Annotated in this window: 25 protein-coding genes and 1 tRNA gene; 17 read left to right on the forward strand and 9 right to left on the reverse strand. The window is 72.4% G+C overall.

Going from position 1 to position 21,168, the window contains the following annotated elements; all coding sequences use genetic code 11:
- Positions 1-52 precede the first annotated feature (52 nt).
- Complete coding sequence (locus tag AB0J53_RS36895) at positions 53-1,027, reverse strand: YafY family protein (RefSeq protein ID WP_364180872.1); 975 nt, start codon at positions 1,025-1,027, stop codon at positions 53-55.
- A 45-nt stretch (positions 1,028-1,072) separates the two neighbouring features.
- On the opposite strand from AB0J53_RS36895, the gene AB0J53_RS36900 reads away from it, so the two are divergent.
- Positions 1,073-1,525 carry a hypothetical protein gene (locus AB0J53_RS36900; protein ID WP_219506846.1) on the forward strand — a complete coding sequence of 151 codons (453 nt, stop codon included), beginning with the start codon at positions 1,073-1,075 and terminating at the stop codon, positions 1,523-1,525.
- 7 nt (positions 1,526-1,532) lie between these two features.
- On the opposite strand, the gene AB0J53_RS36905 is transcribed toward AB0J53_RS36900, so the two are convergent.
- The 3 genes from AB0J53_RS36905 to nhaA all read right to left on the reverse strand — a co-directional run bounded on the left by AB0J53_RS36905 (position 1,533) and on the right by nhaA (position 4,369).
- Entirely contained in the window at positions 1,533-1,919 is a 387-nt protein-coding gene (locus tag AB0J53_RS36905) for a hypothetical protein (protein WP_364180875.1), read from the reverse strand.
- A gap of 73 nt (positions 1,920-1,992) precedes the next feature.
- Entirely contained in the window at positions 1,993-2,526 is a 534-nt protein-coding gene (locus AB0J53_RS36910) for a hypothetical protein (RefSeq protein WP_364180878.1), read from the reverse strand.
- A 46-nt stretch (positions 2,527-2,572) separates the two neighbouring features.
- On the reverse strand, positions 2,573-4,369 hold the full coding sequence (gene nhaA / locus AB0J53_RS36915; protein WP_364180881.1) for a Na+/H+ antiporter NhaA: 1,797 nt from the start codon (positions 4,367-4,369) through the stop codon (positions 2,573-2,575).
- Between the two features lie 211 nt (positions 4,370-4,580).
- Between nhaA and AB0J53_RS36920 the strand changes: the two genes are divergently transcribed.
- Positions 4,581-5,882: a M28 family peptidase gene (locus AB0J53_RS36920; RefSeq protein ID WP_364180884.1), complete on the forward strand. Its 1,302-nt coding sequence runs from the start codon at positions 4,581-4,583 to the stop codon at positions 5,880-5,882.
- A 108-nt stretch (positions 5,883-5,990) separates the two neighbouring features.
- Positions 5,991-6,128 carry a hypothetical protein gene (locus AB0J53_RS36925; protein ID WP_364180887.1) on the forward strand — a complete coding sequence of 46 codons (138 nt, stop codon included), beginning with the start codon at positions 5,991-5,993 and terminating at the stop codon, positions 6,126-6,128.
- A 38-nt stretch (positions 6,129-6,166) separates the two neighbouring features.
- Here AB0J53_RS36925 and AB0J53_RS36930 read toward each other — a convergent pair whose 3' ends face one another.
- Positions 6,167-7,540 (reverse strand): hypothetical protein, encoded by a 1,374-nt coding sequence (locus tag AB0J53_RS36930; protein ID WP_364180889.1) that lies wholly within the window; start codon positions 7,538-7,540, stop codon positions 6,167-6,169.
- Positions 7,541-7,733: 193 nt separating this feature from the next.
- Here AB0J53_RS36930 and AB0J53_RS36935 point away from each other — a divergent pair, with 193 nt between their 5' ends.
- Positions 7,734-8,114, forward strand: coding sequence for a hypothetical protein (locus AB0J53_RS36935; protein ID WP_219506836.1), 381 nt, complete (start codon positions 7,734-7,736; stop codon positions 8,112-8,114).
- Here AB0J53_RS36935 and AB0J53_RS36940 read toward each other — a convergent pair.
- Both AB0J53_RS36940 and AB0J53_RS36945 read right to left on the reverse strand, forming a co-directional pair.
- Positions 8,090-8,584, reverse strand: a complete 495-nt coding sequence (locus tag AB0J53_RS36940) for a DUF523 domain-containing protein (RefSeq protein ID WP_364180892.1) — start codon at positions 8,582-8,584, stop codon at positions 8,090-8,092. The two genes, AB0J53_RS36935 and AB0J53_RS36940, sit on opposite strands and share 25 nt — an antisense overlap.
- The gene (locus tag AB0J53_RS36945; RefSeq protein ID WP_364180894.1) at positions 8,554-9,930 is read right to left on the reverse strand and encodes a DHA2 family efflux MFS transporter permease subunit; all 1,377 of its coding nucleotides are present in this window, start codon (positions 9,928-9,930) and stop codon (positions 8,554-8,556) included. Before AB0J53_RS36945 ends, AB0J53_RS36940 begins: the two co-directional genes overlap by 31 nt.
- A gap of 53 nt (positions 9,931-9,983) precedes the next feature.
- Here AB0J53_RS36945 and AB0J53_RS36950 point away from each other — a divergent pair, with 53 nt between their 5' ends.
- The 8 genes from AB0J53_RS36950 (at position 9,984) to AB0J53_RS36985 (ending at position 15,119) form a co-directional block, all read left to right on the forward strand.
- Positions 9,984-10,673 (forward strand): TetR/AcrR family transcriptional regulator C-terminal domain-containing protein, encoded by a 690-nt coding sequence (locus AB0J53_RS36950; RefSeq protein WP_364180897.1) that lies wholly within the window; start codon positions 9,984-9,986, stop codon positions 10,671-10,673.
- Positions 10,674-10,684: 11 nt separating this feature from the next.
- Positions 10,685-11,047 carry a hypothetical protein gene (locus tag AB0J53_RS36955; protein ID WP_357588649.1) on the forward strand — a complete coding sequence of 121 codons (363 nt, stop codon included), beginning with the start codon at positions 10,685-10,687 and terminating at the stop codon, positions 11,045-11,047.
- Complete coding sequence (locus tag AB0J53_RS36960; protein ID WP_219506825.1) at positions 11,044-11,424, forward strand: hypothetical protein; 381 nt, start codon at positions 11,044-11,046, stop codon at positions 11,422-11,424. Before AB0J53_RS36955 ends, AB0J53_RS36960 begins: the two co-directional genes overlap by 4 nt.
- A gap of 31 nt (positions 11,425-11,455) precedes the next feature.
- On the forward strand, positions 11,456-12,067 hold the full coding sequence (locus AB0J53_RS36965; protein WP_364180902.1) for an SRPBCC family protein: 612 nt from the start codon (positions 11,456-11,458) through the stop codon (positions 12,065-12,067).
- Positions 12,068-12,242: 175 nt separating this feature from the next.
- A complete protein-coding gene (locus tag AB0J53_RS36970) occupies positions 12,243-13,466 on the forward strand; it encodes an MFS transporter (protein WP_364180905.1) in 1,224 nt (407 codons plus the stop codon).
- Positions 13,463-14,290, forward strand: a complete 828-nt coding sequence (locus AB0J53_RS36975; RefSeq protein ID WP_364180908.1) for a metal-dependent hydrolase — start codon at positions 13,463-13,465, stop codon at positions 14,288-14,290. Before AB0J53_RS36970 ends, AB0J53_RS36975 begins: the two co-directional genes overlap by 4 nt.
- 78 nt (positions 14,291-14,368) lie before the next feature.
- Complete coding sequence (locus AB0J53_RS36980) at positions 14,369-14,584, forward strand: helix-turn-helix domain-containing protein (protein ID WP_219506817.1); 216 nt, start codon at positions 14,369-14,371, stop codon at positions 14,582-14,584.
- A 4-nt stretch (positions 14,585-14,588) separates the two neighbouring features.
- Positions 14,589-15,119, forward strand: coding sequence for a Clp protease N-terminal domain-containing protein (locus AB0J53_RS36985; RefSeq protein ID WP_219506815.1), 531 nt, complete (start codon positions 14,589-14,591; stop codon positions 15,117-15,119).
- Here AB0J53_RS36985 and sigJ read toward each other — a convergent pair.
- Positions 15,110-16,006 (reverse strand): RNA polymerase sigma factor SigJ, encoded by an 897-nt coding sequence (gene sigJ, locus AB0J53_RS36990; RefSeq protein ID WP_364180913.1) that lies wholly within the window; start codon positions 16,004-16,006, stop codon positions 15,110-15,112. The two genes, AB0J53_RS36985 and sigJ, sit on opposite strands and share 10 nt — an antisense overlap.
- 78 nt (positions 16,007-16,084) lie before the next feature.
- Here sigJ and AB0J53_RS36995 point away from each other — a divergent pair.
- A tRNA-Ala gene (locus tag AB0J53_RS36995) sits at positions 16,085-16,157 on the forward strand.
- A gap of 55 nt (positions 16,158-16,212) precedes the next feature.
- Here AB0J53_RS36995 and AB0J53_RS37000 read toward each other — a convergent pair.
- Positions 16,213-16,422, reverse strand: coding sequence for a DUF4236 domain-containing protein (locus AB0J53_RS37000; RefSeq protein WP_219506809.1), 210 nt, complete (start codon positions 16,420-16,422; stop codon positions 16,213-16,215).
- A 188-nt stretch (positions 16,423-16,610) separates the two neighbouring features.
- Here AB0J53_RS37000 and AB0J53_RS37005 point away from each other — a divergent pair, with 188 nt between their 5' ends.
- The 4 genes from AB0J53_RS37005 to AB0J53_RS37020 all read left to right on the forward strand — a co-directional run bounded on the left by AB0J53_RS37005 (position 16,611) and on the right by AB0J53_RS37020 (position 21,160).
- On the forward strand, positions 16,611-17,438 hold the full coding sequence (locus tag AB0J53_RS37005; RefSeq protein ID WP_357588642.1) for an SAM-dependent methyltransferase: 828 nt from the start codon (positions 16,611-16,613) through the stop codon (positions 17,436-17,438).
- Positions 17,439-17,567: 129 nt separating this feature from the next.
- The gene (locus AB0J53_RS37010) at positions 17,568-18,545 is read left to right on the forward strand and encodes a LacI family DNA-binding transcriptional regulator (RefSeq protein ID WP_364181173.1); all 978 of its coding nucleotides are present in this window, start codon (positions 17,568-17,570) and stop codon (positions 18,543-18,545) included.
- A gap of 75 nt (positions 18,546-18,620) precedes the next feature.
- Positions 18,621-19,601: an ABC transporter substrate-binding protein gene (locus tag AB0J53_RS37015; protein ID WP_364180918.1), complete on the forward strand. Its 981-nt coding sequence runs from the start codon at positions 18,621-18,623 to the stop codon at positions 19,599-19,601.
- 50 nt (positions 19,602-19,651) lie between these two features.
- Positions 19,652-21,160, forward strand: a complete 1,509-nt coding sequence (locus tag AB0J53_RS37020) for a sugar ABC transporter ATP-binding protein (RefSeq protein ID WP_219506803.1) — start codon at positions 19,652-19,654, stop codon at positions 21,158-21,160.
- Positions 21,161-21,168 lie beyond the last annotated feature (8 nt).

Genomic DNA, 21,168 nt, shown 5'->3' on the forward strand with positions numbered 1-21,168 from the left:
AGTGCTGGTTGATCCTTTTGCGGCATTCTGTCCGGAGGCGCTTGCAGCTCGCTTAACCGGCGCGGTAGAGGCCGACCATCCGCTCGGCGACGGCGAGCAGCCGTTCGCGCAGCTCGGGCGGGCTGATCACCTCGGCGTCCGCGCCCAGCCTGAGGAACTCGCCCGTCGCGTGCTCGACCGACTCGATCGGCACCGTCACCCGGGTCCAGCCGTCCGCCTCCGGTTCGGCGCTCTCCCGCGCCGCCGCCGCCACGCCGGGCGTCATCAGGCCGGGCAGCCGTTCGAGCCCGCCCGGAGACAGCCGCAGCACCGCCTCGCCGCGCCGCAGCCGCGCCTCGAACTCCACCAGGTACGCCTGCCAGTGCGCCGCCAGGTCGAACCCCGCCGGCCTGGCGAACCGGCCCGGCAGCGGGTGCAGGTCGAGGATCTGCGACACCCGGTACGTGCGCACCTGCTCGTCGCAGCGGGCCACCAGATACCAGCTCCCGGCCTTGACGACCAGGCCGTACGGCTCCAGCCGCCGCTCGACCTCCTGCGGGGCGCGCCAGCGGCGGTAGCGGACCCGGACCGGGCGCTCGTTCCACACCGCCTCCGCCACGGCGGGCAGGTGGGCCACCGGCTCCCGGTCGCGGTACCAGCCCGGGGCGTCGAGGTGGAAGCGCTCCCTGATGCGCCCGGCCCGGTCACGCAGCTCCACGGGCAGCGCCGCCATCAGCTTGAGCTGCGCCGCCGTCACCACCGCGCCCAGCCCCAGTTCGGCGGCCGGACCGGGCAGCCCGGCCAGCGGCAGCGACTCGGCCTCCTCGGTCGTCAGCCCGGTCAGCTTGGTCCGGTAGCCGTCGAGCAGCCGGTAGCCGCCCCTCGGCCCGGCGTCGCCGTAGAGCGGGATGCCGGCCGCGTGCAGCGACTCCACGTCGCGGTAGATCGTGCGCACCGACACCTCCAGCCGGTCGGCCAGCTCCCCGGCGGTCATCCGGCCGCGCGTCTGCAGGAGCAGGAGGATCGACATCAGGCGGGAAGCGCGCACATCGCTGACACTACCTGTCAGTGACCCGGCCGTACGGTGCCCGGCATGAACGATTTCGACTTCCTCGAAGGCACCTGGAACGTCCACAACAGGCGCCTGGTCAAGCCGCTCACCGGCAGCGACACCTGGGACGAGTTCCCCGGCCGGATCACCGCCACCCGGCACTTCGGCGGCGCCGCCAGCTTCGACGAGATCACCTTCCCCACCAAGGGCTTCAACGGGCTGACCCTGCGGCTGTACAACCCCGAGACGCGGCAGTGGTCGATCTACTGGGCCAACAGCTCCCGGGGCGTGCTCGACCTGCCGCCCATGGTCGGCGGCTTCGACGGCGATCAGGGCCTGTTCTACGCCGACGACCAGCACGAGGGGACGCCGGTGCGGTGCCGGTTCCTCTGGACGCTCCAGGGGCCGGACGCCTGCCGGTGGGAGCAGGCGTTCTCCGTCGACGGGGAGCGGACCTGGGAGACGAACTGGACGATGGACAGCGTCCGGGCGTGACCCTGGGCTACGCGCCGCCGTTCACCCAGAGCAGGAAGCCGGCGGTGAGCGCCGCCGCCAGCAGGGCGACCCCGCACACCAGGATCATCCACCACCACCCGGACTTGGCCGCCTTGGCCTCGTACACGGGCACGTCGGGGAGCATGTCCGGGGTGTAGGGCAGGCGGCGGGTGAACGAGCCCGGCGGGTCGTCCTGCCGGTGCGGGGGCACGGGCCCGCCCCCGTACGGCTGCGGACCGGGCTGGGGGCCGGGGTGCGGCCTCGGCCGGGACCCGGCCGGGGGAGCGGGGTACGGGCCGGACGGGGGCGCGGGGTGCGGCCCGGTCGGCTGCTGGGGCCAGCGGCGCCGGATCGTCACGTCGGGGTCGGGCTGGCCGGGCTGCTCTGGATTCATGGTCCCCTCGACGCGCGCGCGGAGCCGGATTTTCCCACCATTGTCACATCTCCTGTGGCTGCCCGAGGACGGCTCAGGCGGGCCCGTCGGCGGGCGGCTGCCACCCCGGCTGTGGCCCCTGCGGCCCCTGCGGCCCCTGCGGCCCGCTCGGCGGCTGCTGCTGCCAACCGGGCTGCGGCCCCTGCGGCTGGCCGTACGGGCCCTGCGGTCCTTGCTGCTGCCAGCCCTGCTGCGGACCCTGCTGCCAGGGCTGGGGCTGCTGCGGGGCCTGGGGGCCGGCCTGCTGGGGCGGGGTGCGGCGGGCGATCACGCCGGCGATCAGCAACGAGATGCCCGTCACCATGAGCGCGAAGGAGACCAGGTTCACCAGCAGGAAGACGACGTCGATGCCGCCCGGGCCGAACGACTCCAACAGAACGCCGATCATCAGCAACTGCGCGAGCCGCACCAGCGAGTCGAGGAACAGCGCGAGGCAGCCGAACATGCCGAGGGTCGCCCCGCGGCCGTGGTTGCGCCGGTTCATGCCCAGCAGCACGGTGCCGGCCAGCAGCAGCACGCTGATCAGGGCGGTGGTGCCGATCCCGACGTAGTTTCCGATGTTGAACATGCGGTTCAGGTCTCCAGCCCGTTGAGGGGATGTCCGCGTAGAGACGTTACGGGGTGGGACGCGCGAGATCCACCGCCTCACTCAGGGACTCCAGGTCGAAGTCACCCTGATGGCGCAGGCCGTTGACGAACAGGGTGGGCGTGCCGCGGACGCCGCCGGCGTGGCCGGACGCCTCGTCGCGGGCGACGCGGGCGCTCTGGGCGGGCACGTCCGGCCACGGTTCGACGCCGAGCCCGGCGGCGTAGCGGGCGAGGTCCTCGTCGGTGAGGTGGCGCTGGTTGCGGAACAGCAGGTCGTGCATCTCCCAGAACCGGCCGCCCCGGGCCGCGCCCTCCGAGGCCAGCGCGGCGGCGACGGCACGCGGGTGCACGGTGCGCAACGGGTAGTGCCGGAAGACGATCCGCAGGTCGGGGTGGCGGCGGCGCAGTTCCTGGAGCACCGGGTGGAGGCGGCCGCAGTAGGGGCATTCGAAGTCGCCGTACTCGACGATCGTCACCGGCGCGTCGGGCGGGCCGAGCACGTGGTCGTCCGGCCCGACGGGCTCGCTGAGCAGCACCGGCAGCTCCTCCTCCGGCTCCGTGCCCGGCGGGGCGCACACGCCGCCCCGGTCCCAGGCCAGCTTGAAGATCACCCAGCCGAGCAGCGCCGACATCAGCGACCCGGCCAGGATGCCGATCTTCGCCTCGCTGTGCACGAGCGGGTCCTCGAAGGCCAGGTCGACGATGAACAGGGCGACGGTGAACCCGATGCCCGACACCGCCGCGCCGCCGAGGATCTGGCCCCACACCAGGTTGCCCGGCAGCACGCCCCAGTTGAGCCGCAGCGGCAGCCAGGTGCCGAGCGTGATGCCGGTGATCTTGCCGAGGAGCAGGCCGAGCGCGACGCCGAGCGCGATGGGCGAGGTCGCGGCGGCCCGCAGCGTGTCGCCGTCGAGCCGGACCCCGGCGTTGGCCAGGGCGAAGACCGGCACGATGACGTAGCTGCTCCACGGGTGCAGGCGGAGCTGGAGCCGTTCGTTGACCGAGACCGCCCGGCGCACCAGCCGGGTGGCGCGCTCGGCCGCGCGCGGGCTGGGGGAGGAGGTGAACTCCTGCACGGCCTCCCCGGCGCGCAGCAGCTTGTGGTCGCTGGGCGCGTACACGAACACGAGGACGCCGAGCGCGATGCCGACCAGGGTGGGGTGGACGCCGCTCTCCAGCGTCGCCACCCACAGCGCGAAGCCGAGCACGATGTAGGCGGGCGCCCGCCAGATGCGCAGCCAGCGCAGGGTCACGATCGCGGCCAGCAGCAGGATCGCGGTGACCAGCGCGGGGACCACCAGCGTCGCGGTGTAGAAGATCGCGATGATCATGATGGCCAGGATGTCGTCCACGATGGCCAGCGTGAGCAGAAAGGCCCGCAGCGGGTACGGGCACCGGGCCCCCACGACGGCGAGCAGCCCGAGCACGAACGCGGTGTCGGTGGCGATCGGCACGCCCCACCCGGCGGCGCCGGGCCCGCCCGCGTTGAAGACGAGGTAGACGGCCGCGGGCACGATCATGCCGCCGAACGCGGCGATCGCGGGCACGGCGATCAGCCGCCGGTCGGCGAGCTGGCCCAGCCGCGCCTCGTACGAGATCTCCAGGCCGATGACGAAGAAGAAGATCGTCATGAGCCCGTCGTTCACCCAGTGGCGCAGGTCGAGGGAGAAGGTGGCGTCGCCGAAGGACAGGCCCATCGGGGTGTGCCAGAACGCCTCGTAGGTGTCGCCCCAGGGCGAGTTCGCCCACAGCAGGGCCAGCACCGTGGCCGCGAGCAGCACGCTGGTGCTGCCCGCCTCGGTCTTCAGAAACGCCCGCAGCATGCCCCGACCCCCTGAAGCCATGATCCCCGGCCGGCCTTCCGGGTTGGGTGAGGCGATGCGAGCCGAAAGGGTAAAGACCTGGAGAGCAGCAAACCAGTGAAATGACCCCCATTTATGGGTCTTTTCAGGAGGCGGCGGGCTCGTTACGTTCCAACAGCGTGCAAGAAATCGGGGGACACCGAAACACTCACCCTCTTCGCGGAGGAGCCATATGCGCTTCCACCTCCCCAAGGGAGTGGCCCGAGCCGGCACCCTGGCCGTGGCCCTCACCCTTCCGCTCGCGCTGGTCACCCCGGCCCAGGCGGACCCGAGCCCCTCGTCGCTCGCCAGGTCCGTCAAGGCGCAACTCGTCACCCGGCACCTGGAGGCGTTCCAGCGGATCGCCGACGCCAACGGCGGCACCCGGGCCTCCGGCACCCCCGGCTACGACGCCTCCCGCGACTACGTGGCCGGGCAGCTGCGCCGTGCCGGATACCGGGTGACGCTGCAGCCGTTCGAGTTCCCGTTCTTCCAGGAGAACGCCACGGCGGCCATGCAGCGCGTCTCGCCGAACCCGCGCACGTTCACCCCGACGCCGCCGGACGGCAGCTCGGTCGGCGAGTTCGCGACCATGACCTACTCCGGCTCCGGCGACGTCACCGCCACCCTCCAGAACGTCGACCTGCAGCTCCCGCCGCCGCCCACCCCCGGCTCCACCTCCGGCTGCGAGGCCGCCGACTTCGCCGGGTTCACGCCGGGCAACATCGCGCTCGTCCAGCGCGGCTCCTGCGACTTCCGGGTCAAGGCGGAGAACGCCCAGGCGGCAGGCGCCGTCGCCTTGATCATCTTCAACGAGGGCCAGCCCGGCCGCACCGACACCCTCCAGGGCACGCTGGGCGTGCCCGTGACGATCCCGGTCGTCGGTACGAGCTTCGCCGTCGGCCAGGAACTGGCCGCCACCGCGGGCACCGTGATGCGCGTGGCGACCGACACCGAGAGCGAGATCCGCGTCACCCACAACGTGATCGCCGAGTCGCGCGGCGGCAACCCGGACAACGTCGTCATGCTCGGCGCCCACCTCGACAGCGTGGTGCCCGGCCCCGGCATCAACGACAACGGCACCGGCAGCGCGGGCATCCTGGAGACCGCCCTGCTCATGTCGCGGCTGCCGACGGTCAACAAGATGCGCTTCGCCTGGTGGGGCGCCGAGGAGCTGAACCTGCTCGGCTCGGAGCACTACGTGGCGAACCTGACGCCCGACGAGCTGGCCAGGATCAAGCTGTACCTGAACTTCGACATGATCGGCTCGCCGAACTTCGCGTACAAGATCTACGACGGTGACGACTCCGACGCGACGGGCGCGCCGGCCGGGCCGCCCGGATCCGCCGAGATCGAGCAGACCTTCGCGCGCTACTTCGACACGCTGCGCCTGGGCCACGTCGGCACCGACTTCGACGGCCGCTCCGACTACGGGCCGTTCATCGCGGCGGGCATCCCCGCGGGCGGGCTGTTCACCGGCGCCGAGGGCGTCTAGACGCCGGAGGAGCAGGCGCTGTTCGGCGGCACCGCCGGCGAGCCGTACGACCCGTGCTACCACAAGGCGTGCGACACGATCGCCAACGTCAGCACCAAGGCGCTGCTGGTGAACACCGGCGCGATCGTGCACTCGGCCGTCACCTACGCCTACGACCGGAGCCTGCCGGGAGCGGGCGGCGCGCGCACGACAGCGGCCAAGGCGAGTGCCGCCGCTGTGACCGCGCAGGTGCAGGCCACCCGCTGACCGGGTGAGGGGAGCGGCGCGGGCCGCTCCCCTCCAGGTCACAGCCCGCGCAGGTAGGCCAGCGACGGCATGAAGAAGTACTCGCCGCCCTTCATCGTGACCGTCTGGGGCACCTGCCGGTGCGGCGGCGACTGCTCCGGCTCGCCCCACACCTTCGGGAAGGTGACCTTGACGTCACGCGCCCCCTGGCCGATCACCGGGTCGTGGCCGGTGGCCGGGCGCTCGAAGTCCGGGTTGTCGGCCCAGCTCTGCTGGGTGAACTCGAACTGGTCGAGCAGGCTGCTGTTGAAGGCCATGAACAGCAGGCCCACCTCGCCGCTCGGGCGCGTGTGCGGGGGCGCGTCGTCCCACGGGTCGTCGGCGCGCTCCCCGTAGGTCTGGCCCCGCCTGGCCATGAGCACCTCACGGCCGAACGAGCGCGGGTTCGTCTTCCTGATGTGCCCGCTGAACGGGCACTTCGTGCCGTCCGGGTCGGCGTCGAAGGTGAAGTCGTTGACCACCGGGCCGCCGCCCGCCTTCGGCTTGAGCGTGAGCGGGGTGCCGTCCTTGAACCGGCCGACGAGCATCGCGCCCGCCCGGTCGCGGTCGGCGCCCGTCAGGCCCAGGCTGTCGGCCAGCTCCTGCTCGATCTCCTTGAACGCGCGGACGTTCTGCTCCAGCTTGCGGAAGACGAAGTAGCTGCCGAAGTGGCGCTCCGGGTCCGGCGCCAGCGGGTCCGGCACCAGGACGCCGCTCAGCGGGAACGCCGGGTTCCAGTGCTTCCCGGGCTCCTTGTCCACCTCGTCCTTGAGGAACAGCGGCTGGCTGCGGCCGTCGACGTAGCCGAAGTGCTCGATGCCGTCGCCCGCCGGGTTGCGCATGCCCTGGCCGCTCTCCTCGCCCAGCAGCCGGGCGCTCTCGGGCAGGTCGCGCAGGAACCGCTCGCGCAGCGCCGCCACCGGCTCCGGCTCGGCGTCGCCGATGAGGATGACGGCGTGGATCTCCCGCTGGTAGCAGTTCTCCCACTCCTCCACCGGCGGGTCGTTCACCTCGGCGACGCGCCGCTTCATCCCGTCGCGGAACACCACGTCGCCGAACCTGCGCATGTCCTCGACCGAGTGGCCGAGGTCGCGGTAGCCGGCCTTGCTCAGGCCGACGCCCACGTACGGGGTGCCGCGCCGCCCGTCGCGGGCGTGGTCGCGCACCTCCTTCAGGTGCTCGCGGGCCGACTTCATGCTGGTCACCGCGATCTTCCTCAGGTAACGCCTGCCCTCCGCGACGTCGTTGAAGCGGACGAACAGCACCGTCAGGTGCTCGCGGACGTGCGCGCGCAGGATGTTCGGCTGGAGGTTGTCCAGCATCGCCCTGGTGTCGGCGTCGAGCGTGGCCGAATCCCAGGCCAAGGGCTGTTCGTTGGTCAGGTCGACTGGCATGGCCGAGTCCTCTCCCCGTTGGCGAATCGTGTTCGTGCCCGGGCCCCTGCCTCTAAGGACTCCCGGGAGAGGCAGAAGGTTTCCGCGAAGGGGACTTTCTGATTTCCCGATCCCCGGGCTACCCCGGCGGTCGTATCCGGCGGCCACCCTCAGGGAGGATTCGCCGCCCCCGCGCGGGTGGCAGCGTGGGGGCATGGACGTGTTGCGGACGGCGCTGGGCGCCGCATGCCTGGTGTACGGGGTGGTCTTCGCCGTGGCGGCGCTGCTGCACGCCGGGATCGCGGTGGTGCCGCTGAGCCAGCCGGTGATCGTCCCGGCCGCGATCGTGGAGACGGCCTGCGCGTGCGCGCTCGCCGTGGCCGGCTACGGCGCGCTGGCGCGGCGGCCGTGGGCGTGGGACGGGATCGTCTACGCGCACGCCGCCGCGCTGTCGGGGGTGCTGCTGGGCATCCTGGCCGTCGCGTTCGGCGCGACCGACCCCGACCCGCTGCTCGACTGGTATCACCGCTCGGTCGCCGTGCTGCTCGGGATCGGGCTGGGCGGCGCCTTCTACGTCTCCAGGGTGCGCAGGTAGGCGGCTGCCTCGGCGACCTGCTCCTCGGTGAAGACCCGGATGCCGTGCTCCTCCAGCAGCGCCGTCGTCACGCCCTGACCGGCGACCCGGCGGCCGGCGAACGTGCCGTCGTAGATCGCCAGCGCGCCGCACGACGGGCTGCCCTCCTTGAGCACGGCCAGCCGCGCCCCGGCGTCACGGGCGGCGGCCAGCGCGGCCCGCGCGCCGGCCACGAACTCGGCGGTGACGTCGGAGCCGTCGGCCGCCAGCACCCGGGCCGTCCCGGCCAGCACCGCCGCGCCGCCCGCGCCGCCCTCGATCTCGGCGGCCGGGCGCGGGATCGCCAGCCCGCCCTCGACCTCCGGGCAGAACGGCACCAGCCGGCCCTCCCGCCACCAGGCGGCCAGCCGCTCGTCGGAGCTGGTCTTGGCGCCGCCGTCGTAGCGCACCCGACGGCCCATCAGGCACGCGCTGACCAGGATGCTTTCCACGCCTTCGATCCTATGAGCGCGATCGGGGCGAGCGGGACGGCGGCCAGCGCCAGCACGCAGCCGAAGACCCACGCGTACGGCCGGTCCGTGCCCGCCCGGGTGAACACCTGGAGCAGCACGGCCGCCAGCGCGACGCCCACCGGGGACGCGACCCGTACGGCGATGGTGCTGAGCGTGGTCGCGGCCGGGAGCGCGGCCCGGTCCAGGGTGCGGAACGCGGCGGCCATCAGCGACGGCGACACCAGCCCGTGCCCGAGCCCCAGCACGAGCACCGGCAGCACCCCGCCCCACGCCGCGTAGCCGGCGATGCCCGCCACCACCAGCGCCACCCCGGCGGTCGCGACGCCGCGCGGGCCCCGGCTGTCGGTGAGCCTGCCCGCGAGGGGCATGGTGAGCGCCGCGCCGACGCCCAGGGGGGCCAGCAGCAGGCCGGCCTCCAGCGCGCTGCCGCCCTGGGCGAGCTGGCTGTGCAGCGGGATGAGCACGATCACGCCGAACGCCGCCGCCGAGTAACAGGCCAGCGCCGCCACCGCCGCCGCGAACGCGCGGTCGCCGAACAGCCGCAGGTCCACGAGCGCCGGCGGCGTCCGCGGCCCCCGTGCCACGGGCGCCGCCGGGGTCCGCAGGCCGCGTGCGACGAAGGCCGCCAGCAGGGCCGCGCCGATCCACAGCGCCGGATGGGCGGGCGAGGCGCCGTCGCCGACCTCCGACAGGCCGAACACCAGCGCCGCCAGCCCGGGAGACAGCAGGGCCAGCCCGGCGACGTCCAGCCCGGCCGCCCCGGCGGGCTCGTCGCGCGGCAGCAGCAGCGCCGCCGCGACCAGCGCGGCGGCGCAGACGGGCAGGTTGACCAGGAACAGCCAGCGCCAGCCCGGCCCGTCGAGGAGCACGCCGCCGAGCACCGGCCCCGCCACGGGCGCCAGCATCGCCGGCACGGAGATCAGCGCCATCGCCCGGCCCATCCGCTCGGGGCCCGCCGCCCGCGCGAGCATCGCCTGCCCGACGGGGAGCAGCAGCCCGCCGCCGAGCCCCTGGAGCGCGCGGAAGGCCACCAGCGAGCCCACCGACCAGGCGGCGGCGCACAGGGCCGACCCGGCGCCGAACAGCAGCAGGGAGACCAGCCACACCTTCCGGGCGCCGAACCTGCCGACCGCCCAGCCCGAGAGGGGCACGGTCATCACCAGGGCGAGCAGGTAGCCGGTCGCCACCCACTGCGTGTCGGCCAGGCTCGCGCCGAACCCGCCCGCCAGGGGGCCGAGCGCCACGTTGACGATCGTCGTGTCGAGCATCGTCATGACCACGCCGAGCAGCACGACTGCCCCGGTGGTCCGTACGTCGTCTCGCATGCCGTACAGCGTATCACTTTCGTACACTGTAGCGGCTGGCTTAGGATGGCGGTGTGAGTTCCGTCTGGTCACGCCCCGCGCCGCAGCGGCGCCCCGCGCTGACCCGGGAGGCGATCGTCGCCGCAGCCGTGGCCGTCGCCGACGCCGAAGGGCTGGCCGCGGTCTCCATCCGCCGCGTCGCCGCCGAGCTCGGCGCCCGCGCGATGAGCCTCTACACCTACATCGAGCGCAAGGAGGACCTGCTCGCGCTCATGCTCGACGAGATCAGTGCCGAGCTCGACACCGGCGAGCCGCTGCCCGCCGACTGGCGCGAGGCGCTGGTCCGGCTCGCCAGGGCCGAGCGCGACCTGGTGCGCCGCCACCCCTGGCGGGTCGAGCTGATCTCCCAGCCCGTCGCCGTCGGCCCCAACGGGCTGCGCCACGTCGAGCGCAGGCTGTCCGCGTTCGACGGGCTCGGCCTGGACCGGCTCCAGACCTGGCGCGCGATGGCGGCGGTCGTCGACTACGTGACCGGCTTCGTCGTCCGCGAGGCCGCCGAGCGCGCCCGGCCCCGCGCCGACGGCGTCAACGACGCCGAGCGCGCCGCGCTCGCCGAGCCCTACATCCGCGACCTCGTCGCCACGGGCGAGTTCCCCCGGCTCGCCCCCATGATCGAGCAGGGCGTGCGGGGCGCCGACGACACCTTCGAGCGCGGCCTGCGCTGGGTGCTGGACGGAATCGAGGGCGACCTGCCCGGGCGATAGCCTTGCCCCCGATGAACACCACCGTCGCCACGATCGTCATCGCCGGCTCGCTGCTGCTCGCGCTGGCGAGCCTGATCACCGCCATCCGCGACCGGCCCATGGGCATGGTCCTGCTGGGCGGCTTCGCCGTCCTCGAAGTGGCCGTGCTCGTGCAGCTCGGCATCGTGATCGCGGCGGTGGCCGGCGGCGCCGGGCCGGACGACACCGTCACGCTCTTCGGCTACCTCGGCGGCATGGTGCTCATCCCGCCCGCCGGGGTGTTCCTCGCCCTGGCCGAGCGCAGCCGGTGGGGCCCGGCGATCCTGGTCGTGGCCGGGTTCGCGATCGCGGTGATGACCGGGCGGGTGCTGCAGATCTGGCAGGGCGTCGCATGAGCCACGCCCCCATCGGCGCCGGTCCCGGCCGCGCGCTGATCGCCCTGTACGGGCTGTTCGCGCTGGCCGCCGGCGCGCGGGCCGGCGTGCAGATCGCCACCCGGTTCGGCGAGGCGCCGCTGGCCTACTCGCTGTCGGCGTTCGCCGCGCTCGTCTACGTGCTGCTCACCGTCGCCCTCGTGCGCGGCGCCCGGCGGCTCGCGCTGGCCGCGCTCGGCATCGAGCTGGCCGGGGTCCTCGTCATCGGCACCGCGAGCCTGCTCGACCCGGCCGCCTTCCCCGACGCCACCGTGTGGTCCGGTTACGGCCGCGGCTATCTGTACATTCCACTGGTGTTGCCGCTGGTGGGCCTCTACTGGCTGCTGCGCAGGCGTTAGCGAGCCGTCTGGACGGGCAGCAACGTCACCCATGAGTACGATCGAACACTCCGTAGACGTCAATGTTCCCGTCAGGGTCGCGTACGACCAGTGGACCCAGTTCGAGAGCTTCCCCGAGTTCATGGAGGGCGTCGAGTCCATCAAACAGCTCACCGACACGCGCACGCACTGGATCACCGAGATCGCGGGCGTCAAGCGCGAGTTCGAGGCCGAGATCACGGAGCAGCACCCGGACGAGCGCATCGCCTGGCGGTCGATCGACAAGCCGAGCCAGTCCGGCGTGGTCACCTTCCACCGGCTCGACGCCGACACGACCCGGGTCAAGCTCCAGATGGAGTACGACCCGCAGGGGTTCGTGGAGACCGCCGGTGACTGGCTGCAGCTCGTCAAGCTCCGCGTCCGCGGCGACATGGAGCGGTTCAAGACGTTCATCGAGTCGCGCGGCGGCGAGACCGGCGCCTGGCGCGGCGACGTGCCCGGCCCGCACCAGCACGGCTCCAGCCTCGGCGGGAGCGACCGGCCGATGCCGCCCGGCACCGTAGGCGGCGGCGACCCGTACTCCGACGGTCCTCCGCTGCCCCCGCCCGGCCCGCTGGGCGGCACCCACGACGACCCCCCGCAGGGACCGCGCCCGGTCCTGTAGACGCTCAGGAACGGTCCCGCAGGCAACCGAAGGCCCCCGGCTCAGCCGGGGGCTTTGCCATGTCCGCGTCCCGGTTGAGCGGGGAGTTTGTCAGGTTGCGGAATAGATGCGCGTTTTGGTCCTGTTAAGATGATGATTCATCCCATGATTAGATGAGTGGAGGACCAGACCCGGCATGACTGTGCTCGCCGCCCCCGAGTCCCGAGGAAGAACCAACTCCCTCGCCTGGCTCCTCGTGCTGGGAATCGTCCTCGCGGCCCTCAACCTGCGCACCGCCGTGACCAGCGTCGGCCCCCTGCTCGACCAGCTCGCCGCCGGCCTCGGCATGACCAGCGTCGGGACCGGCCTGCTCACCACGCTGCCCGTGCTGGCCTTCGCCACAGTCGGCGCGATCACGCCCACGCTGGCCCACCGCGTCGGGCAGCACCGCCTGCTGCTGCTCGCGCTCGTCACGCTCGGCGCCGGCATGCTCGTCCGGGCGCTCGTCGACTCCGCGCCGGTCTTCCTGCTCAGCAGCGCGGTCGCGCTCTCGGGCGGCGCGGTCGGCAACGTGCTCATCCCGTCGCTGATCAAGCGCCACTTCCCGGCCCGCACCGGGGTCATGACGACCGTCTACACCACCGCCCTGGCCACCGGCACCATGCTCGCCGCCGCGGCCACCGTGCCGATCGAGCGCGCCTCCGGCGACTGGCACGTCGCGCTCGGCGTGTGGGCCGCGTTCGCCGCGATCGCCGCCGTGCCGTGGCTGGCGCTGCTGCGCAGCGAGCCGGAGCGCGCCAAGGCCCGCGCCGGCGCCGGCATGCGCAGCCTGGCCAGGAGCAAGCTGGCCTGGACGGTCGCCGTCTACTTCGGCACCCAGTCGATGATCGCCTACATCATGTTCGGCTGGCTGGCCACGATCCTCACCGACTCCGGCTACACCACCGCGCAGGCCGGGATGGTCCTCGGCGTGTTCACCGCGCTGAACATCCCCGTCTCCGTCCTGATCCCGGTCGTCGCCTCGCGCTTCCGCGACCAGCGGCCCATCGTGGTCGGCCTGGTCGTCGCCTACGTCATCGGCTTCTTCGGGCTGTGGTTCGCGCCCGCCTCGACCGCGCCGGTCTGGGTGGTGTTCGTGGCGATCGGCATGGGCTCGTTCCCGCTCGCGCTGACCATGCTGGCACTGCGCACCCGCACGCCCGAGGCCACCGGCGCGCTGTCGGCGTTCGGGCAGAGCGTCGGCTATCTCATCTCCGGCGCCGGTCCGCTCCTCGTCGGGGTGCTGCGCGAGGCCGGCGGCGGCTGGGCGCTGCCGTACACGATGATGCTGGCCGTGATCGTCGTCCAGCTCGTGAGCGGCCTGTACGCCGGGCGCAACCGATACCTGGAGGACGAGCGCTCTGCCAGGATGACGGGGTGAACTCGACAGTCGTCACCTTCCCGCACGGTCATGTCAACGGCCGTTCCACGATCGTCGGGGCCGTGCCGGTGGGGGAGCGGCACGGCCTCGTCACCGCCGAGACGCCCTTCCACCCGCTCGACCACACCTGGCCCGACCAGCCCGCCGACCGGGGGACCATCGGCGGGCTGACCGTCGTGGACTGCGTGACCGGCGCGCTGCCCGGCTCCGGCGGCGAGATCGCGCTCGGCTCCGGCATCCCGGTGCGGCGCGGCTCCGACGGCTGGCGGTGGCTGGTCGTGCACGTGACCGAGGAGCCGCTGCCGGTCGGCGCCGAGGTCGACCTGGTGGTCGACGCCGGCCACCGGGCCGCGCTCTCGGCCGGGCACACCGCCTGCCACCTGGCCGCGCTCGCGCTCAACGCCGCGCTGGCCGGGCGCTGGCGCAAGGAGACCGCCGCCGACGGGCTCGGCCACCCCGACTTCGACCAGAGCGCGATCACCTCCTCGCGGATCGTCCCGTACGGGAGCGTGGACGTCTACCGGCTGGGCAAGTCGCTGCGCAAGAAGGGGTTCACCGCCGAGGGGCTGGACCCGGCCCAGGTCGCGGCCGAGGTGAACGAGCGGCTCAAGGGCTGGGTGGCGTCCGGCGCGCCGGTGCGGCTGGATGTGCCGGGGCCGGAGCTCACCGCCCGCCGCACCTGGTCGTGCGCGCTGCCCGAGGGCGAGGCGTCGATCCCGTGCGGCGGCACGCACGTCGGCTCGGCCGCCGAGCTGGGTGAGGTCACGGTCGAGCTGGCCCTGGAGGAGCAGGCGCTCACCATGCGCACGACCGTGACGCCGTGAACCGTCAGCACGCGCTGACAGCCATAAGCGTGTCAGCGCGTGTTGACAAGCGGGTGCTTGTCAGCGCATGCTGACAGCATGAGCGTCACCGAACTCGCCGAAGCGGCGGCCGATCGCGACCCGGGCACCGGCCTGGCCGCCGTCGCCGCACTCCGGGTCCTGCTGGAGGAGCTGGAGGCCATGCACGTCTCCAACGCCCGCGCCCAGGGCTGGTCCTGGGAGCAGGTGGCCGACGCGCTCGGCGTCAAACGGCAGTCCGCCCACCGCAAGCACGCCCGCCGGATCGGGAGGTAACACGATGCTGACGAGATTCACCGACGGCGCCCGCCGCACGATGATCAGGGCCGGCACGCTCGCCCTCGACGCCGGCCGGCCCGTCCTCGACACCGACCTGCTCCTGCTCGCGCTGGCCGAGATCCGGCCCTTCACGCTCGACGCCTTCACCGCCACCCCCGAGGCCGTGCGCGAGCACGTCGACACCGGCGACGCCCGCGCGCTGCTGGCCACGCTCGGCATCGACCTCGCCGAGGTGCACCGCCGCACCCGCGCCGGGGCCGACCGGCCTCACCTGTGGCGGCTGCGCCGCACGCCGCTGCGCCCGCTGCGCGTCGTGCTGTACGGGCCGCTCGGCGCGATCCCGCTGGCCATGCACGCCCGCAAGGCCGTCGAGGTGGCCCAGTGGAAGCCCGGCCCCGTCACCGGCGAGCGCCTGCTGTGGGGCCTGCTCGCCGACGGCGCCAACGGAGCCGGCCGCATCCTCCACGCGACCGGCGTCGACCTGCCCCGGCTCGTCGACGAGGCCGGCATCCCGCGGGCCGTTCACGCCTGATCGACGGCCAGGCGGGTCAGCTTGTCCGGGTTGGCGATCAGGTAGATCGTCTCGATCCGCCCGTCCACGACGACGAGGGACGCCACGGTCACCACGCGTCCCGCCGCCCGGATCACCGCCGCCGGGCCACCGTTCACCTCCGCGACGTCGAACGACAGCTCCGCGTCCGGCGGCGTGCCCACCGACGCCAGGAACCGGGCGATCCCCTCCTCCGAGCCGATCGACACCAGCCAGCGGGAGATCGGGTCCGCCCCCGTCATCACCCGCAGCGGCGCCCTGGCCTTGCCGCCGCTGTCGGTGATCAGCGTGACCTCGTCGGCCAGCAGCTCGATCAGGCCGCCGAGGTCGCCGTTCGCCGAGGCGCCGATGAAGCGCTCGGTGATGCGCCGCCGGGCCGCCCGGTCCGCCTCGTAGCGCGGCCGCTTCTCCCGCACGTGCTCGCGCGCCCGCCTGGCGAGCTGCCGGGTGGCCGCCTCGCCCCGCCCGATCACCTCCGCGATCTCCCCGAACGGCAGGTCGAACGCCTCCCTCAGCACGAACACGGCCCGCTCCAGCGGCGACAGCGTCTCCAGCACCACCAGCAGCGCCAGCTCCACGCTGTCGGCCAGCTCGGCGTGCTCGGCCACGTCCGGCGTCGTGCCCACCGGCTCCGGCAGCCACGGACCCACGTACGACTCCCGCCGCGAGCGCGCCCATCGCAGCCGGTCCAGCGCCAGCCTCGACGTCACCCGCACCAGGAACGCCTTCGGGTCGGCGATCTCGCTCTCGTCCACCCCGGACCAGCGCAGCCACGCCTCCTGCACGACGTCCTCGGCGTCGGCCATGCTGCCCACGATCCGGTAGGCCACCCCGATCAGCAGGCGGCGATGTTCTTCGAAGGTAGACATGAACCCATAGACGTATCACGGCCACCTGGGCGTGACACGGGGGTGCCGAGATTCCGATACACTGGCGTCGCATCGCAAGGGGCTATGGCGCAGTTGGTAGCGCGCCTCCATGGCATGGAGGAGGTCTGGGGTTCGAATCCCCATAGCTCCACCCACGATCGGCGAAGGCCCCGGGGACGTCCCCGGGGCCTTCGCCGTGCTGCCCGTCAGTAGCGGTAGTGCCGGTGGTGGCGCCGCTTGCCGAAGGACTTGCTCACGTGGAAGCCGCCGGGCAGGCGCACGGTGACGTGACGGCGGCCGTCGGGCGTCGTCGACACGTGGAAGCGGCGGTTGCCGAAGCTGTGGCCGACGCCGTGCCGTGAGAGGTTGACCCGGAACGGGCCCACCTTGATCGACTTTCTGTAGTGCCAGCCCACTGCCCCTCCTCCGGAGTACGCGTCGTTCTCCTGGTGAAACGATCGGCGTCCGCGCGAGGTTCCCTGCCCCATTGCACGAATGTCATCGAATGGGCTGATCGCCCAATGAAAGTTTCATTCTGATCTGCGGGAGAATGTCGCGCTCGCTATGCTCCGAACGCATTCGACGCCGATCGACGAGGTGGCTCATGGGCGAGGGAACCCCCAGCTGGACGCATCAGGACCCGGATTACCTGCCGCCGGAGATCGACGCGAGCAAACCCAGCATCGCCCGCGTCTATGACGCTTTCCTGGGCGGCAAGGACAATTTCGCGGTCGACCGCGCGATAGCCCTGGAAGGCATGAAGCATTTCCCCGACGGCGGCGAAGGCGCCCGGCAGAATCGCGCGATGCTTTTCCGCGGCGTGCGCTACATGACCGAGCAGGGCATCGACCAGTTCCTCGACCTCGGCTCCGGGCTGCCGACGATGGACAACACCCACTCGGTCGCCCAGCGGATCAACCCGCGCGCCAAGGTCGTCTACGTCGACAACGACCCGATCGTGCTCGCCCATGCCCGCGCGATCCTGCAGACCAACGACAACACCCGGGTCATCACCGCCGACCTGCGCGAGCCGGAGGCGATCTTCGAGCATCCGAAGGTGGCCGGCTTCCTGGACTTCTCCCGGCCGATCGGCCTGCTGCTGGTGGCCGTCGTGCACCATCTGGGCGACGAGGAGGGCCCGGAGGAGCTGGTCGGCACGTACAAGGCGAAGCTGGCGCCGGGCAGCTTCATGCAGCTCACGCACTTCTGCTCGTGCGCGCCGGAGGTGCGGGCGCTGGAGGGCGTCCTGCTGGCGATGCTGGGCACCGGGCGGGCCCGCGACCTGAAGGAGATCGTGCGCTTCTTCGACGGGCTGGAGCCGGTCGAGCCCGGCGTGGTGCACGTGCCGCTGTGGCGGCCGGAGCAGCCGGTCGAGCTTCCCCTCACGCTGGGCGGCGTCTGCATCGCGGGCGGCGTGGCCCGCAAACCCTGACCGCGCCGCCGGTGACGCGGCCGTAATCGAACCGACGCTTGACGAGACTGGTTGTTAACGTTCACAGTCTTCCCAAGCCCGGAAAGGAGCACGGCTGTGGCATCCATCCAGGGGCGCCGCCCGCCTGTCATGGCCGACGTGGCCAGGGAGGCGGGAGTGTCCCACCAGACGGTCTCCCGCGTGCTGAACGAGCATCCCAACGTGCGCGGCGAGACCCGCACCAGGGTTCTGGAGGCGATCGACAAGCTGGGCTACCGCCGCAACCTCGTCGCCCGCGCGCTGGTCACCAGGCACTCGCGCACGCTCGGCGTGGTCAGCTTCGACACCACCCTGTACGGCCCCGCCAGCACGGTCTACGGCATCGAGCAGGCGGCCCGGGCGGCCGGTTACTTCGTCAGCATCGTCAGCCTCAAGTCCATCGACAGGAGCGGCGTCCGCGACGCCCTCGACTACCTGGCTGACCAGGGCGTCGACGGGATCGTGGTGGTCGCCCCGCAGCGGTCGGCCGCCCAGGCGCTGGCCGACCTGCCGCTCGACATCCCGGCCGTCGCGGTCGAGGGCGGCGAGGCCGGCGACGTGCCGGTGGTCTGCGTGGACCAGGTCGAAGGGGGCAGGCTCGCCACCGAGCACCTGCTCTCGCTGGGACACGAGACGGTCTGGCACGTCAGCGGGCCGTCCGACTGGCTGGAGGCCGAGGGCCGGGTCGCCGGGTGGCGGGCCGCGCTGAAGGCGGCCGGCCGGGAGACGCCGGAGCCGCTGGCCGGTGACTGGAGCCCGCGTTCCGGTTACGAGGCCGGTCGCCGCCTGGCGGCCATGCGCGACGTGAGCGCGGTCTTCGTCGCCAACGACCAGATGGCGCTCGGCGTGCTGCGCGCCTTCACCGAGCAGGGGGTGAGAGTGCCCGGTCAGGTGAGCGTCGTCGGCTTCGACGACATCCCCGAGTCGGAGTTCTTCTCGCCGCCGCTCACCACTGTCAGGCAGGACTTCGGCGCGGTCGGCAGGCACAGCATCGGCATGCTGCTGCGCCAGATCGAGGGCGGCGGCGAGCATGAGCGGCTCGTCGTGCCCCCGGCCTTCGTCCGGCGCGCGAGCACCGCTCCGCGCTGACGGGCGGAGCGGCCGGACGGTGAACGCCGTCCACAAAATGTTAACGCTCACAATTTCAGAAAGGACACCCCCCACGTGTTGAAGAAGATCTCTGTGCTGGTGGCGGCCGTCGTCGCCCTGGCCGGATGCGGCTCGAACGGCGGCTCGACCGGCAGCGGCCCGGCGGGCGGCGCGGGCGACTCGATCACCATGGGCTTCTCCCAGGTCGGCGCCGAGAGCGGCTGGCGCACCGCGAACACCAAGTCCGTGCAGGAGTCGGCCAAGAGCGCCGGCATCGAGCTGAAGTTCTCCGACGCCCAGCAGAAGCAGGAGAACCAGATCAAGGCGCTCCGCTCGTTCATCCAGCAGAAGGTGGACGTGATCGCGTTCTCGCCGGTGGTGGAGTCGGGCTGGGACACCGTGCTCAAGGAGGCGCAGAACGCCAAGATCCCGGTCATCCTGACCGACCGCGCCGTCGACTCCAAGGACACCTCGCTCTACAAGACCTTCCTCGGCTCCGACTTCGTCGAGGAGGGCAAGAAGGCCGGCCAGTGGCTGGTGGAGGAGTACAAGGACGAGTCCGGCCCGGTCAACATCGTCGAGCTGCAGGGCACCACCGGCTCGGCCCCGGCCAACGACCGCAAGGCCGGTTTTGCCGAGGTCATCGGGGCCGACCCCAAGTTCAAGATCATCGCTTCGCAGACCGGCGACTTCACCCGGGCCAAGGGCAAGGAGGTCATGGAGGCGTTCCTGAAGTCCAACCCGGACATCGACGTGCTGTACGCGCACAACGACGACATGGGCCTGGGCGCGATCGAGGCCATCGAGGGCGCGGGCAAGACGCCCGGCACCGACATCAAGATCATCACGGTGGACGCCGTCAAGGACGGCATGCAGGCCCTGGCCGACGGGAAGATCAACTACATCGTCGAGTGCTCCCCGCTGCTCGGCCCGCAGCTCATGGACCTGGCCAAGAAGGTCGTCGCGGGCGAGCAGGTGCCGCCCCGCGTGGTGACCGAGGAGACCACGTTCACCCAGGAGCAGGCCAAGCAGGCCCTGCCCAGCCGCCAGTACTGATCCCAAGGGGCCGGGCCGCGGCCCGGCCCCGCCACCGGAAGGGGATGGCGATGGCCACACCCGCGCCGGTCCTGCGGATGAGCGGGATCGGCAAACAGTTTCCTGGCGTGCGCGCGCTGGACGGCGTGGACCTGAGGCTGCTGCCCGGCGAGGTGCACGCGCTCATGGGCGAGAACGGCGCCGGGAAGTCCACCCTGATCAAGGTGCTGACCGGCGTCCACCAGGCCGACGAGGGCGCGATCGAGCTGGCCGGCCGGTCCGTCGCGTTCGGCAGCCCGCTGGAGGCCCGCCAGGCCGGCATCAGCACCGTCTACCAGGAGGTCAACCTCTGCACCAACCTGTCGGTCGCGGAGAACATCCTCATCGGCCGCGAGCCCCGCAGGTGGGGCCGCATCGACTGGAAGCGGATGCGGGCCCGCGCCCGCGAGCTGCTCGCCCGGCTGGAGCTGGACCTGGACGTGTCGGCGCCGCTGTCGGCCTACTCGCTGGCGATCCAGCAGATGGTGGCGATCGCCCGCGCCCTCGACGTCGAGGCCCGGGTGCTCATCCTGGACGAGCCCACCTCCAGCCTGGACGCCGACGAGGTGGGCCAGCTCTTCCGGGTGATGCGCAGGCTCAAGGACGACGGCATCGCGATCCTGTTCGTGTCGCACTTCCTGGACCAGGTGTACGAGATCTCCGACCGGATGACGATCCTGCGCAACGGCCGGCTCGTCGGCGAGTACCCGACGCGCGAGCTCAGTCAGGTCGACCTCGTCGCCAAGATGATCGGCCAGGAGCTGGCCGCGCTCGACCGGCTGCACGGCGAGGCCGCGGCCTTCGACCGGCCCCTGGTGGAGGCCCGCGAGCTGGGCCGTGCCGGGGCCATCGAGCCGTTCACGCTCACGATCCACGAGGGCGAGGTCGTCGGGCTCGCCGGGCTGCTCGGCTCGGGCCGCACGGAGGTGGCCCGGCTGCTGTTCGGCGCCGACCACGCGGGCGGTGGGCGGGTGGCGGTCGGCGGCGCGCCCGCGTCGCTGCGCACCCCGCGCGCCGCGATGGGCCACGGGATCGCGTTCTGCTCGGAGAACCGCAAGGCCGACGGCCTCATCCCGGACCTGACCGTCCGCGAGAACATCATCCTCGCGCTCCAGGCGACCCGGGGCTGGACCAGGCCGGTGCCGCGCGAGCAGCAGGACGAGCTGGTCGAGCGCTATGTCAAGGCGCTGCGCATCAGCCCGCCCAACCCCGAGCACCTGGTGCGCGACCTGAGCGGCGGCAACCAGCAGAAGGTGCTGCTGGCCCGCTGGCTGATCCTGGAGCCGCGGCTGCTCATCCTCGACGAGCCCACCCGCGGCATCGACGTGGGCGCCAAGACCGAGATCCAGCGCCTGGTCGCCGAGCTGTCCGGCGGCGGCATGGCGGTGCTGTTCATCTCCGCCGAGCTGGAGGAGGTGCTGCGGCTCAGCCACAAGGTCGCCGTGCTGCGCGACCGGAGGCTGGTCGCCGAGCTGCCCAACGGGCCCGAGCTCACCACGGACGTGCTGATGGAGACGATCGCGAGCGGAGGCCGTACGTGATGGCGGCG

This window comes from Nonomuraea sp. NPDC049725 (genome assembly GCF_040674795.1).
Taxonomy (GTDB): Bacteria; Actinomycetota; Actinomycetes; order Streptosporangiales; family Streptosporangiaceae; genus Nonomuraea; species Nonomuraea ceibae.